This window comes from Nocardia pseudovaccinii NBRC 100343, assembly GCF_001613225.1.
In the GTDB taxonomy this organism is placed as follows: Bacteria; Actinomycetota; Actinomycetes; order Mycobacteriales; family Mycobacteriaceae; genus Nocardia; species Nocardia pseudovaccinii.
On record NZ_BDBY01000219.1, the window covers coordinates 21,241 to 35,813 of the forward strand.

Annotated in this window: 11 protein-coding genes; 9 read left to right on the forward strand and 2 right to left on the reverse strand. The window is 64.2% G+C overall.

The genetic code is table 11. The annotated features are described in order from the left end of the window. Positions 1-319: 319 nt before the first annotated feature. Positions 320-1,774 carry a class I adenylate-forming enzyme family protein gene (locus NP3_RS27920; RefSeq protein WP_063044584.1) on the forward strand — a complete coding sequence of 485 codons (1,455 nt, stop codon included), beginning with the start codon at positions 320-322 and terminating at the stop codon, positions 1,772-1,774. Positions 1,775-2,197: 423 nt separating this feature from the next. On the opposite strand, the gene NP3_RS27925 is transcribed toward NP3_RS27920, so the two are convergent. Both NP3_RS27925 and NP3_RS27930 read right to left on the reverse strand, forming a co-directional pair. Continuing rightward, entirely contained in the window at positions 2,198-4,546 is a 2,349-nt protein-coding gene (locus NP3_RS27925; protein WP_063044585.1) for a hypothetical protein, read from the reverse strand. A 201-nt stretch (positions 4,547-4,747) separates the two neighbouring features. Further along, complete coding sequence (locus NP3_RS27930; protein WP_063044586.1) at positions 4,748-5,449, reverse strand: MerR family transcriptional regulator; 702 nt, start codon at positions 5,447-5,449, stop codon at positions 4,748-4,750. A gap of 265 nt (positions 5,450-5,714) precedes the next feature. Here NP3_RS27930 and NP3_RS27935 point away from each other — a divergent pair, with 265 nt between their 5' ends. The 8 genes from NP3_RS27935 to NP3_RS27975 form a co-directional block, all read left to right on the forward strand. Next, entirely contained in the window at positions 5,715-6,191 is a 477-nt protein-coding gene (locus NP3_RS27935) for a hypothetical protein (RefSeq protein WP_063044587.1), read from the forward strand. A 29-nt stretch (positions 6,192-6,220) separates the two neighbouring features. Further along, positions 6,221-7,132 (forward strand): ROK family protein, encoded by a 912-nt coding sequence (locus NP3_RS27940; protein WP_063044588.1) that lies wholly within the window; start codon positions 6,221-6,223, stop codon positions 7,130-7,132. A gap of 446 nt (positions 7,133-7,578) precedes the next feature. Continuing rightward, positions 7,579-8,694, forward strand: a complete 1,116-nt coding sequence (locus NP3_RS27950; protein WP_063044590.1) for a GAF domain-containing protein — start codon at positions 7,579-7,581, stop codon at positions 8,692-8,694. Positions 8,695-8,763: 69 nt separating this feature from the next. After that, on the forward strand, positions 8,764-9,774 hold the full coding sequence (locus NP3_RS27955) for a conjugal transfer protein (RefSeq protein ID WP_245721140.1): 1,011 nt from the start codon (positions 8,764-8,766) through the stop codon (positions 9,772-9,774). Positions 9,775-9,802: 28 nt separating this feature from the next. Then, on the forward strand, positions 9,803-10,063 hold the full coding sequence (locus NP3_RS27960) for a hypothetical protein (RefSeq protein WP_245721141.1): 261 nt from the start codon (positions 9,803-9,805) through the stop codon (positions 10,061-10,063). Further along, on the forward strand, positions 10,060-10,596 hold the full coding sequence (locus NP3_RS27965) for a hypothetical protein (protein WP_174566271.1): 537 nt from the start codon (positions 10,060-10,062) through the stop codon (positions 10,594-10,596). The genes NP3_RS27960 and NP3_RS27965 overlap by 4 nt, the downstream gene beginning before the upstream one ends. Further along, on the forward strand, positions 10,596-13,124 hold the full coding sequence (locus NP3_RS27970; RefSeq protein ID WP_063044593.1) for an ATP-binding protein: 2,529 nt from the start codon (positions 10,596-10,598) through the stop codon (positions 13,122-13,124). The genes NP3_RS27965 and NP3_RS27970 overlap by 1 nt, the downstream gene beginning before the upstream one ends. A 179-nt stretch (positions 13,125-13,303) precedes the next feature. After that, a partial coding sequence (locus NP3_RS27975; protein WP_157124583.1) for a hypothetical protein occupies positions 13,304-14,573 on the forward strand: 1,270 nt, incomplete at its 3' end.

Sequence of the window (14,573 nt, forward strand, 5' to 3'; positions counted from 1 at the left end):
ACAGTGCAGCGTAAGTCGCGTTCCCAAAAATGGGAACGGAGATTGTGCGGACGGCCGTGTTGTGGCGGTACTGTTCTGCCCTGGCACCGCTAAGAATTGGACCTCGATGTGGTGCCGGAGGCGTCACGATGCGGAAAGGCGTCGGTCGCGCGGCCCTTCGGGTTCCATTGCTCACCTCTTGTTCCCCCTTGCCGGGAGGTGCCGGGGAAAGCCGCCGCGACCTGCGATGGGTGCCGTTCGTGACCCCACTCCCGCTTGCGGAATGTCGAATTCCGCAAGGGGAGTGGGACACCACCCCGCGCCATCGGAAGGACAATTGATGGATGCCTGCGATCGGCCGTTTCTTGTTTCCGCCGATGCCGATCCACTCCTATCATTCGGTCAGCTGGAGGCGTGGGCCGAAACTGTCGCGTGGAGTTTGAAGAAGAATGGCGTCGGTGTGGGTGACGTGGTGGTCGCCGAACTACCGAATTCTCCTGCCTTCGCCGTCGTAATGTCGGCCGCCTGGAATATCGGTGCGGTATTCGCGCCGGTGGATCCGCGGCTGAGTGCGCGGGAGAAACAGCAGATTTTTACACTGGCTCGGCCCCGGGTGGTGGTCGCGCCGACCCTCGCTTCGATCGATTCGCCGACGCTATTGTGGCGCAACCCATTCGAGCCACCGGCACAGCTGGAGTGGATCCCGGCCCCGCCTGCGCGCCGCGGCGGCTGGATGCCGACGGTGCTCGCACCCACGGTGCACGAGGACGATCGGCTGATCCTGTTCACCTCCGGCTCCACCGGAGCGCCGAAGGCGGTGGCACTGTCGGAGGCCAATATCGCCGCCGGAATCGCCGCTGTCGCAGACCATTTCGCACTCACACCGGACGACCGGACCATCGCGCTGCTGCCGTGGGCGCAGAGCCACGGCCTGTTCGCGAACCTGATGGCGACACTGCGCAGCCGGTGCACCATGGTGCTGCCCGCCGCGGGCGAGGCGCGCCAAACGCACCGGCTACTGGATGCGGCGGCGCCGACCTGGCTCACGGTGATGCCGATGCAGCTGGCCGGTATCACCGCGGGACTGGTGGCATCGCGAAAGCGGGCGCGCGGCATGCGTTTCCTGCGCACCGCCTCGGCCCCGCTGTCCCGCCTCGCGGCCGAGCGCGCGGAACGGCTGCTCGACTGCCCGGTCGTGGAGGCCCTGGAACTCGCCGAAACCAGCCACCAGGCGGCGGCCGATCCGCCGTCGTGGGAGCGGGTGCCGGGTACGGTCGGCACCCCGACGGGCGTCGAATTCCGGCTGGCCGGTGACGAAATCGCGGGCGGTCGCGAACTGGAAGTCCGCGGCACGGCACTGTTCAGCAGGTATGTCGGCAATCCTGCGGCCACCGCCGCCGCCTTCACCGCCGACGGCTGGCTGCGCACGCGTGACGTGGCGCGCCGGGAAGCAGACGGGCGTCTGCGAATTCTGGGGCGGCTCAGCGAAATCGCGCACCGCGGTGACCATGCCGTCGCACCGGTCGATGTAGAGGCCGCGCTGGACGAACATCCCGATGTCGTCTCGTCGCTCGCCACGCGGGTGCCGCATCCGCATCTCGGCGATGATGTCGCGGCGGTCGTCCATTTGCGCGAGGGTTCGCAGACCACCAAGCGCGACATCATGCGCCACTGCCACGCGCATTTGGCCGAGCACCAGATTCCGGGCCAGCTCCGTCTGGTGAACCGGCTCCCGCAACTGCCGAACGGAAAACCCAGCCGTCGCATGGCTGCACAGCTGTTCGAAGTCGGCTGAAACAGCTTTCGACGGGCGCCTCATCCAAAGCTTGCCGAGTGCCCATCCAGATGGGCCGCCGCGCTACCAGGTCCGGCTCGCTCGCCGAGTGCAGTCGAAACGCTGTACGACACGCTCCACTACACCGCCATACGACTGCGCTCGACGGATGTCGATACCCCGACGCACTCGGTAGCGACATGCGATGTCGCGTGCCTTTTGTCACGCCGCGCATGAAATCGCGGGGCGAAACGATGCGCGGTGCACGGCGCGAGGATCGGTGCGCGGGACTATCTCGAGGCGAGAGCGGTTCCTGACCAGCCTCGTTATGGGGTGCATTGGTGACGATCTCAGAATCTGGTCCTTCTGGGTGCCGCGCACGTGAGGGCGCGCGCGACGATGTGCGCGGTACGTGAATCGATGCGCGGGAATATCGCGGCGGCATCAGAACGTCGGTATGGCCTTCGACGGTGTGAGCGTGCTGCTGCCGGTCCAGTACTCGGGCAGCGCCATCTTCTGCAGGATTCCCGATGCCGCGGCGAAGTCTTCGGCTTCGGCGGCTGCCAGGTACTCCCGACTCAGATGCACATTGATGAACCTGTTCATGAGCGCGGCGCGCTCTCGGGTCACGGTGCCGGTCAGGGTGGGCAACGTATTCCCGGTGCCCGACACGACATCCCGAATGGCGTGAATGACCGGTTCGGTGGGGTTGATGAAGTAGTCGCGCAGGAACTGCTGCTCCGGCGCGGTGAAGCTGCTGAACTGCAGATCGGGATCGGCGAAGCGACGTTCCGCGAGGCGATGCGCGGTCCGCTTGAAAAGCGCGACATTGGCTGGCGTCTCGCCCAACTTGAGCACACCGAGCGAGGCAATGGCCTGCCCGACATGCTTGTCCCCGTCCCACATATTCGGCCCCCAACTCGTGCGATAGTTGTAGGCCTTGATGGCGTTGGTCCGCATTTCCTTGTCTTTGAATCCCGCACTGAACAAAGCCGCTTCGGCATCGCCGAGACTGGCCCCGCGGTCGATCACCCGGTCGATCGCGACCGCGGCACCCATCGGCGTATGGCCGTAAGTGGCGGCGGCCGACCTGGCGGAGTCGATGATCTGCTCGCGCGTGCGGTAGTAGTTGCGAATCCAGCCGAACCGGTCCGCCTCGACTGCCATACGCATATTCGCCAGTTCCGCTCGCTGCCGCATCCCGGAGCGCGAACTCAACGGCGATCGGGTACGGCCCATCAGGTATTCGGTCACCGGCGACGCGTTGAAAGTGTTGAGCGCGGCGAGTCCGGTGACGAGCCGTTGTGTTCCGGTCATGCTGCCGCCCGATCCCAGCGTCGCCCCGCCTGCGCCACCACCGGACTGGCCGGTGTGCCCGCTGGCGAGCACACCGCTGATCTGGTTGGCGATCCGCCCGGTTCCGGCGGCGAGACCATGACTCATCCGGCGCAACAACACGATTCCGACAATCATGAACGATCCGCCGATGAAGATGACCGCGATGCCGTGGCCCTTCGCCTGTTCGAACACATCACCGAGGACCAGGGCGTAGATGCCGAGATAGACCGTGAACGCGACCATCTTCCCGGACGATACGAAGGCATCGACGAGATTGCGCACCAGGAAGTTCTGGCTCGGTCCATAGATGTATCCGCCCGCGGCGAAGCCGAAGATGGCCATGAAGGCGTGATAGACCGCCTCCGCCGCGGACACCACGATCTTTCCGGACAGGTATACGCCGAACATCAGCAGGACCGCGGCGAAAATCAGCAACAGCAGGCCGGTGCAGATCTGGCCCGCATTGGGATTCTGTGTCTTGGAGTAAGCGGCGGTGTCGCCGCAGCGTTTCATACCGCTGGTGACCTTGTCGTCGCTACCGGCCAACACCCCTTCCGACCACGCTGCGCGGCAGGCCGGTGAATCGTCCACGACATGGCCGAAGTTCCACACCTGCAATGGATAACGCACGAAGTTGTCGGCGAGTGTGCCCTCTATCGAGTCCACAACCGCATTCGGGCTCGGATTCGATTCGCCGTTGAGGCCCGCGGCTACCGCCACACCGACGTCGCGTCCCTGTGCGAGCAGCCCGTCCGAGGAGAGCACGTCGGCCAGCGGATGCGCCAGATAGGGCAGACTGAACATCGCGACCGCGATCATCGTCAGCACCTGCATGGTGGCCTTGGAGAAGTATCCGCGCACCACAAACCATGCCACCGGTATCGCACCGATGGTTACCGCGAGCACAAAGATGATGGGCGTGCCGACTTGACCGGCCAGGGTGTCGGCGACCCGGCTCAGCGGTCCCGCGACCAGGTCGAGCCAGCGAAAGCTCACCACATAGTCGATCGCCCAGATACCGGTGACCTCGGTGGCCATGAACCCCGCGAATTCCAGATCCAGCGCGGTCGACAACGCGGCATTCCCGGGATGCAGAATACTGCCGTGATTGGTGGCGAAGACATAATTGGCCAGCGGAACCCCGTGTGAATCCCGGACATTCATCCAACCGACGGCATCGATCGTCGAGGACCCGGCGGTCGCGGTTCCCGTCTGCGCCGACGCCACTGCGCCGATCGTCATCGGAACAACGAACAGCACGAGCACGCCGAGCAGCAGCCGCGCCGTAATTCGGCGCAGTCGAGTCGCGTCGATCCAGTGTCCGCATCGATTGATCACCGCGCGCGGCCGCCAACGCGCGATGTCCCAGAATTCCAAGTCCGACAACGTATTTGGGCGCTTCGTCTTGTTCGCCCCGAGTCGCCTGCCGACAAGATCATCCGATTGCCCGAACACGGAGACAAATATAATGGTCGGCCGAGAATCGAAAACGTATTGAACTCAGGATGATTCGTATGGGAATCGTATGGAATTCAGCGAAAGATGTCGATGGCGCGGTGAATTCCTGTTCGGCGGGGCGAAACGTCGTTGTGCGACTGAATGGGCTGTGCGTTCGCGAGGCGAAATAGGCGCCGAGCCGTTTGCCGACTGGAATTGTTATGCGGTCGGCGGCAATTCGGAGTGTCTGGCGAAGGCCTGATCGATCAACTCCGATGTCGCGCGGGTGGCGATCAGTCGCGCAATGGCCAGATCGGTCTCGAGTTTGGTGCGATCCTTGGGGGTGCGCTCGGATTGCTCGTAGCCGCGTCCGGCCAGGCTGTAGAACATCTCGGTGGCATAGCGATCGGCGATCCGATCGCAATCGGCGCGCAGCCGCTCGACCAATTCGAATGCGGCGGTTGCCGGGAGGCCGACGTCGACGAGCCGGGTGGCCAGATCGCAGCAGCGCGGATTGGTCAGGCGGTAGGCCTCCAGCGGATCGTTGCTCGAGGCGAGGGCCTGCTTCACATACTCCGGCAGTTCGGCCGACTGCTCATCGCGGGCGGCGCCCGCGTGCTGTGGGGTGGTCGGCGGCTCGGCGGTCGATTGGTCGGCCGCGACACCGAGCACGTCGGCCAGGCCGTCGCCGCGATCCCAGGCCTCGAGCAGTTCTCGGATGCCGTTCAGCTTCATGCCGCGGCTGAGCAGTCGACTGATGGTCTGCAGTCGCTCCAGGTGGTCGGAGCGGTAGTAGCCGATCCGGCCACGCACCTCGGGTGAGGGCAGGAGGCCGCGCTCGTGGTAGACGCGCACGCTGCGCACCGTGGTGTCGGCTACCCGGGCCAATTCATCGATCGTGTATTCCGACTGCACAGCCATACCTCACAGGAAACCACAACTTACCCCGTAGAACTCGGCCCGTGGATGAACGTGCCGTTAACCAACGATACGTCGGGATCACTACTTGGTCAATGTACCGTTACATAGCGGCGGAAACGGTTGCCGGGTAACGGATCGTAAGTTAACGTTCGTCGTACGGCAGTTCACTGCCGGTTTCCGGGGACTGTTGAGCAGCCCTGATGCCCGCCCGATATCGGGACACGTCTTGCGCGACGTGTACCCCTCGGCAGTCTCGGAGACGGCTATGAGCATCATGCAGGCGCGTCGGCCAGCGATCGGATCGCAAACGGCGACACAGATTTCGGCGATCCCCACCGCGGCCAAGGCCGCGCACCGCCCGCCCTGCGCGGATGGTCCGGACGATTGGGACCTCGACGTCGGCACCCCGGAATCCTGGCGGGCCGCCATTCAGACTTGCCACCACTGCCCCTTATTCGCCAAATGTGAGCAGTTGGCGCAGACACTCTCGGAACGTGGCGACGGCCCGCGAGCGATGATCTGGGCCGGAGTGGCCTACGACAGCGCGGGCAGGGTAGTGGAAAACCTCGATCGCCACCGCACCACCCCGATCGATCACAAGCGGCCACTTCGCATTATTCGCAACAGCACCCGGCCGGTGTGCGCTGACCTTGTGCCCGCGACCCCGCGACGGCGTATCGTGCTCGGGCATCGGCTACGGTCGGCCGGGACAGGTGGTTCCGAATTGGCGTCCGGGCAGTAAGTGGAAATTCTTGTGGCGGTGAGTGGCTCATGACAATTCTGGCTCTGGAGATCGGTCCCGCGGGGTTCGCGGTGACTCGCGTCGCCGACGACGCCGATCCCGACGAGGTTCGCAGGCTTCCCATACCGTCCGGCGGCGCGTGGGCCGCCTGTCGCGATCTGCTGCTCGAGTGCGCCGAAGGTACCGAAGTCACCGCCGTCGGCATCGGTTCGATGGGGCCGGTCGACATGGCGGCCGGGGTGGTGGCGCCGCCCCAGATCCCGGAGTGGCGAGCTGGTTTCGCCCTCGTGGACGCGGTGCAGAAGATCTTTCCGATCGCGCTGGTGCAACTCGCACTCGACGGTGTATGTGTGGCCTTGGCCGAGCGGAATTTCGGTGCTACCAGCGTGGTCTCGGACTCCCTTTCGGTGGTCGTCTCGGACCGGATCGCCGCCGGAGTCATGGTCGGTGGGTTCGTCGTGGTGGGGCGCACCGGGAATGCCGGGCATTTCGGTCATGTTCTGGTGCCCGGCTTCGACGACCTCTGCGAATGCGGGGGACGCGGCTGCCTGGAAGCGGTAGCGAGTGGTGCCTCGATATTGCGGTGGGCCAACAGTCAAGGGTGGGTCGGGAACTCGGTGGAGGCCCTTGTCGGGGCCGCACAGGGCGGCGACGAGATCGCCGTGTCCGCGCTGAACCGGGCTGGCACGGCCCTCGGCCGTGCGATCGCCTCGGTGGCGTCACTGCTGGATATCGATTTGGTGGCCGTAGGCGGCACCGTTGCGAAATCCGGCCCGGCACTGTGGAAGCCGCTCGCCGCGTCTGTGGCAACGCACGCCCGCCTCGGCTTTCTGACTGCACTGCGCGTGGTTCCGTCGGAGTTGGACCTGCTCGGCGTACTGGCGGGCGCGGGTCTGCTCGCGGTGATGGCCCAGGAGGCGGCGGCCCAGGTCGCCGACTAGTCGTCCTGGCCGACATGTCCACCGGGAAAACCGGCGGCTAACAGAGCGATTCGCAGGCGAAGGCCGCGGTGGCGACGCGGTGCTCGATCCATGTCGTCACTCGTTCGGGCGCGGCGTCGTTCGAATTGTCCGAACGCCGTTGCGTAGCGGAGTATCCGCAGGTCACCAAGGCTCCTTGGCTGATCGGCGGCGTACGCGTGTGCCCGGGAACGCCTGTGCCGCCGTTCATCTTGTCTTAGGACTAGGTTAAGAAACCAGCATTCGGTTTGCTCCGTCCGGTATGAATCACAAGACTTCGTTCAGGTGAACCTGTTCCTGACCTGTTGATTGGACCGCTAAACAACGGTACATTGAGCAGGTCACGATCATGGCTCAGCTGAGTCATGACTCCGGAGGAACGGCTGGTACGGGCAAGCGAGATGCGGAGCGACGCAGTAATCCCATGGGTGACCATCGAAACGTTGACGCCGGACACGATGTCCGTGGCGTCGGTGGGGGAAGCACCGCGTGAGTTCGCGGGCTGGCCGCGGGTTCTCCAACGGCTACTGGCGAAAATGCCTGCGGTCTATGACAGTCTGACAACCGCGCGGCTGGCCGCGGCCATGCAGGCGGCACGCGACCAGGCCGAGGATGTGGATCTGCGGATCCCGACCCGTTCGGGTATGCACGAGTTGAAGATCCGGCCGATATTCGGGCCCGCGGGCGATGTGCACGCGATCCGGCTCTGGCTCGGACCGACGGCAGCGCGGGCGCCGGAGTTGCGCGCCGCGGTGGGCGTGATCTGGGATCTGAATTCCCAAACCATTCAGCAGCCCATCGGCGTCACCCGGCTCTCCGGAAGTGCGCCGGAGGAATATGTGCCGAGGATGTCGATCGCTGAGCTGTTCCACCGGATGTCGGCGTTCGATCGGCACGCCGAGGTGCTCGATCTGCTCTACGACCCCAAACCGGGGGACAAACTGCAGTTCGATGTCACGGTGCCGCACAGCTCCGGCCGAGCTGGGCGCTGGCGCATCACGATTCGGGCCCGTGACGACGAGCGGACCCGAGGGGCCTGGTGGCTGATCGAGGACGTCTCCGCCGACGATCAGCCCGCCTCCTGGGCCACGCTGGAGCGGGTCGGGTTGCGTGAGGCGCATCGTCGTGCCGGAACTCACCTGGCGGTTGTGCAACTCGAGCACACCAGCATTTCGCATTGGCTCACCGATCCGGCGCCATGGGTGCGCTGGGATTATCTGTTTCAGCCAATCGACGTATTTCATCCGGACGATCGGGTCCGGTTGATCGAGATCAGTGATCGACTGCGGGTGGGGGAAACCGCTGGGGTCACGATGCGTGCGCTCAACTATGGCGGCGGTTATACGCCGACGTCATTGCTGCTGTATCCGTACCCCGGATATTCGACGAGGCCGCTGGCGATCGCGCAGTTGGTACGGGTCGCCGATGACGTGCCCGTGCTCGAGCCGCATCAGCAGGCTATCGAGCCGCACGCGCCGGTAGGTTACGACGATCAGCTGCGTCATTGGCTGGTCGACCGTATGAAACGCACCCCTGCCTACTGATTGGCGTTATTCCCAGGCGCGGGAACAGTGGGGCAATTGGGAGCGGTTCGGCTCTCTACCATTTCGAGAGTGCGGACAACGGCTGGCAGGCAGGCAGATTCGGGCGAGGAATTACTTCGCCGGATGGCCGCACGCCGCCGCCGCGACAATGCCATTGTGGCCGTCATCGCCGTGCTCGCTGTGCTCGGTGGTGGTCGTACGATCCTCGGCTGGTTCGCCGATAAGCCGGTCGCCAAGTCACCGGACACGATGTCTACCGCGATCATCGGCCACGCCAGGCTGGCCGAGTCGTTCGCCGAGGAGTTCGTGGTCACCTACCTGAGCGCCTCGTCCGGACAGCAGGAGCGCCTCGGCGAGTACGTCGGTGGTGGACAACAGATCAATCTGCCCGCGACCGGGCGACAGGTGTCGGATCCGATCGTGGTGTTCACCTCACGCAATCTGAGTACCGACGCATTCGACGTCTGGTCGGTCACGGTGTCGGTCCGGGTAGCCAAGACCGGTGCCGGAGCCAGCGGCAATCGCGAGTACTACCGAGTCGCGGTATCGGTGGCGGCGGACGGCAGGCGACGTGCCTTGGCGGTGCCCGCAGCGGTCGAGCCGCCGGGACGCGGTATCGATCTGGTGTTGGGATATCAGAACCCGTGTGGCGCGGAATCGCCACTGGCGCAGGTGGCCTCCGGATTTCTATCGGCATATCTCACCGGCTCCGGCGATATCGCGCGCTACACCGTACCGAACTCCGGCATCGCCGCGCTGCGGCCCGCGCCGTTCACCTCGGCGGAGACCACAACGGTCTCATCGGACGACGCCGGCTGTGGTGTCGGCGGATCGAACGCCCGCGTGTTGGTCACGGTCAACCCGAAGACCGCCAGCGGCGCCGCGCCGACTCTGGCCTATCCCCTGACGATGATCCAGACCGCCGGGCAGTGGCAGGTGGAGTACCTGGATTCGATGCCCGAGCTTCGCGAACCCATGACGGTCGTCGCCGCCAATGAAGGGTCGGGCGGCGCCCCAACCAGCACAGCGACCTCAGCACCCAGTTCCGCGGTGTCGATCCCACCGGCGACACAGAACTGAACAGAAAGGCATCCTCATGGGTAGTCAAATGAGCATCATCCTCTACAACGGGCTGATCTTCATACGTTGGGCGGGGATGATCGTCATCGCCGGTTGCGGCATGGTTCTGCTCATCTCCGAAGGGGTGAAGTCGAAGCTGTCGCCGGGCAAGCTCATCGGCGTCACCCTCTCGGCGTTGATGGCGGGGATCCTGTTCTGGACGCTGCCCACCCTGCTCAACTACGCGCGCGTCGACTCCAATAGCCGGATCGTCCAAGACCAACCGATCGGCGGGATGTACCGCCAGTGACCCAAGTCGTCAAGGTGTTCACGCCGATCAAACGGGTCCCCACCATGATCGGCAAGGCCCAGAACGGGCAGAAACTCCCGTTCGGGCCATACACCTTGCCGCAGTTGGTCGGCGGCGGCGTGCTGCTGGTGATCACCTCGGTGCTCGCCATGACGCTGCCCGTCAATCCCGCCATAACTTTCGTGGTGGGTGCGGTCCTCGCCGTCGTCACCGTCTTCGCATTGGGGTTGGTGCCTTATACGGGCGTGCGGTTGACATCCCGGATGCTGTGGATCGGTCGGCTGATCGTCGTTCGCAGGCCGGTTTCCGCGTCGGGCATGCCGGTTGGCGAGGAGTCCGGGCGGCACACGCTGTTCGTAGAGGAGAGCGTGGTGATCCTCCTGCCCGACCGGAGGGTCCTCGCGGTCGATGACCGCGCGGCGGTAGCGGTATTGGCGAGTGAGCGTCCGCTCAACATTCTCGAAAAATGGAGCAAGACGTTGCCGCAGGTGACTGAGAACGGCGATGGCGCGTTACCCGGAGGGCGGAACTGATGGCATTCGAACGAGACCTGCAGCCCACGGCCGCCATTCGCGGGCATCTGCAATTCACGCACGGTGGTCTGGTTACCGCCAACTACTTCATCAGTCCGTTGGGCTACGGGTTGCGTAAGGCCAGTGACAAGTTCGATGTCAAGGCGGCACATCATTCGCTGATCAACAATCTGCCGAACGGTTCACTGCTGCTCGGTATTCAGGCTCGTCTCAATACCCTCGACGTGCTGAGCAAAATGGTCGAGGGCGTGGATTTGGACGAGTGCGAGGATTACGCCACCGAGGTGGTTTCCTCCTTCGAGCGGGTGCGTGCGATTCTGCCGCAGACCCGGATATTTCTGCTGTCGATCCCGGTCGGAGCCAGCAATTCGGGTATTTCGGCCTTGTCCCGGATGTGGCGTGGCACCACCACGACCATCGACGCCGCCGCGCTGTCTCGTGCCGACCTGGATGCATACGATGACAAGGCCAACGAGGTCCTCTCGCGCATCGGCGGCGATTTCGATCCGATTCCGGTTCCCGCCGCGCTGTTCCAATGGTTGTGGGAGCACTATCTGAGCCGCGGCGCGGTGGGCGATCCGGTCGCCCCGACTCGGGCCGGCGTGCTGGACGACGCGACATCGGCTGTCTTCGGCTCGGCCGCCCTCGATGAAGGGGCGCAGGCCGACAGCAATCGACGCATCCGCCCCTCCTTCGTGCCGGTGATCAAGGTGGTACAGCCGGATCTGGTTTTCCAACCCTCCTACCAGGCGGTGCTTACTCCGCGCTCATTCCCGTACGCGGGCATGTCCTTTCCCGGCGGCAGCGAATTTCTCAGTGTGCTCGATGGAATGCAGGACGTCACGGTCGACTGGGGCATGCGGATATCGACGAAGCCCGCGGAGCAGGTGCTCAAGAATAATGAGCTGAGTCTGCGGCGGCTCGGTGAACAGATGGATCAGCGGGATCAAGAGGTTTCCTTCGCGCAGAACACCTTGATGTCGAAGGCGCAGATGTTAGGCGAGTACAACCAGCACTTCGAGGTCAACAGCGGTGAATCCGAAGTCTCCTTCACCACCGTGATCGCGATCGGCTCGGCATCGCGCGATGCGACCATCGATGCGGTCAATATGCTCAAACGTCGGTACCGGCGCTTCAATGTCGAGATGACCGCGCCGGTCGGCGCGCAGGTGGACCTGTGGTCGATGCTCATCCCGGGCAGTCCGGCGCGGCGGGCCTATGACGATTTCGCGCATATCGTGCCCTCCGATATGTGGGCGGGCTTCGTACCGTTCACCACCAGCCAGATCGGCGATGACAGTGGACCGGTGATCGGGGTCAATCTGTTGTCCGGAAATTTCGAGCCGATCCATTTCGGGATCATGGAGGCGGCGCTGCACGACCTGTCCGCCTCGTTCGCGGTCACCGGCGAGCTCGGATCCGGCAAGTCGTATTTCTTGAAGCTCATGGCCGTGCTGGTCCACGATATGGGCGGGCAATTCCTGGCCATCGATCGCAGTCAGGTCGGCGAATGGGAGCATTTCGCGTCCTCGATCGACAATGCGGTCATCATCGATCTGGCCAATCCGACGGTGTCCTTGGACCCGTTGCGTCTGTTCGATCCACGGATCGCGGGGGAGCGGGCGCTGGATTCGATTCTGCCGCTGCTGGATCTGTCGCCGACATCCGGCGCCGGCGCGGCCGCGAGCAATCTGCTCTCGCCGAGAGGTATTGCCGAGCACGGCATTCGGAGTCTGCTGGACTTCCTGCAAGTCGTCCGGCGGCTGCGGGACACACCCGGGGTGGGCGAGGACTACGCTGATCTGGCGGCGCGGCTCGGGACGGTGGTCGACCGGGTTCCGGTGTTGTTCGATCCGAAGCTGCGACCACTGCGGCTCGATGCCGCGGCGACGGTGGTCCGTAGCCACAATCTCGCCTTGCCGACCGCGGAGGAACTCACCACCCCGCACCTGTACAACCGGTTGCCGCTGACCAAGCGTCTCGGTACCGCGCTGTACGAGCTGGTCGGCGTCGCCGCCCGGGAAGCGTTCCTCACCGACAACGGCAGATTCGGTCTGCTGGTCGGCGACGAGGCGCACCATTTCACCCAGACCCAGGTCGGCTCGGCGGTGACCTCCGACTTCAGTCGTGACGGTCGAAAGCATTTGGCCGCAATCGGATTGGCATCCCATGATCCGGCGACGGACTTCCAAGGCGCGGCGCACAACCTGATTCCCAACCGGTTCGTCTTCCGGCAGCGCGATGAAACGCTGGCCCGCAACAGTCTGGAATGGCTCGGCGTCGATCTGGAGGAGGCGCCGTTCCTGCTGCAGATCCTGCGCGAAGAGACCTCGCCCCCGGTCGGCCAAGGTCGGCAGGTGCCGGAGGAACGGCGCGGCGAGATGTTCATGCGGGACGCGCTCAACCGCATCGGCCGTGGCAAGGTGCTCGGTCCGGCGCGCGCCGATCGCGCCGAGGCGATCAGCAGTACGCCCTCGGGGAAGGGCGCCACTCGCTCCGCATTGCCGCAACGTCAGGAAATCGCATGAGACTCCCGTCCACCGTGCCCACCTGGTCGCGCGCGTGGCATGGGTCCGATCTGCGGAGCGAGCTGGAGTCCTGGGATCCTGTCCACTGGCAGCCGAGGGTGCTCGCGCATCGATGTTGGCTGTGGATCACGGCGACTCGACGCCGACGCTGGATCTTCTGGGGGCTCGTCGCTTTCTTCGTGCTCGTCGTGCTGCCGGTCGCGCTCGGTGCGGTGGCGGGCGCGCAAACCGACACCGATACCGCGCAGTCCGGCGGTAACAGCGCGCTCGGCTTCACGAATATGCGGGATTCGTATGGTGTCCCGGTGTCGCGATATACGTATATTACGAGCGACGGAAGCATATTCCATCCGATAACGACCGTGATGGCGTCGGTCCTCGGTCTTATGTGCGCGTTATTCCTTATTGTTGTGGTCCTGCCGATCTGGGGGTACGACTCCGCGGTCGGCCTGGGTTGGCTCGATTGGCTCCGCGCGCCATTGTCCGGGGCTGCCGAAGGCGTCACCGCTCAGATCGCGACGACGGCGATGTTCTTCTTCTTCGTCACGCTGGGCGCATTCTTCGTCGCTTATTTCGTGGCTCGTGGTTTTTTCGCCAAGGCTTCGTTCCAGATCATGACCCTGCTGGTGCTGGCGAGCTTGAGTGCGCTGTTCCTCAGAGATCCGCTCGACGAGGTATTGTCCCCGCACGGCATGCTGGCTCAGGGCCGCGACGTCGGGCTTTCGGTGGCGGCTGGTGTGAACGGTGACAGCAGCCCGAATCCTGCGGCGCTGGCACAGACCATGCAGCAGAACATGGTCGACAATTTCGTGCGGCACCCGCTACAGGTGTGGAACTTCGGCCACGTCGTCGACGATCGGCCGGGTTGTGCCGCTGCGTGGTCGTCCGGCATGTCGGCCGGAAGCGACAGCCAGGTCAAGAAGGGTTTGAAGTCATGCGGTGATTCCGCCGCTGCCTCGGCCGCGGACAATCCGAGCATGGGACAGATCGGCGCCGGTCTGCTGGTGCTGGTATTGATGTTGCTCGGGATCGTACCCTTCTTCGGATATATGTCCATCAGGATTGTCTGGTCCGGGCTCGATTCGATCTATTGGGCATTTATGGGCCTCTTCGGCTTCGCCGCGGGTGGCTATGTGTACGGTCCTACGCAGACGTTCACGATCCGCAGTATTGTGCACGGTTTCTTTTCGTTCTTCCGGATGGCCGCTGAAATCGCTTTTGTCGCGGTCATAGCATTGATCGAGAACGAGATGCTGAAACAGGCGAAAGGCCGGGAAATCGCGGTTTTGTTCTTCACCGCGGTGGTGATGATCGTCGCCTTCCTACAGGCCAGGCGTTTCACCGGCAACCTCGACCGTGGGAATGAATGGATTGCAAACCGCTTCGCGCTCGCGGTCCAGAACGGTGGAAGTCGCGCGGGCGCAGGTTCCGGCGGCGGTGGTGCGATGG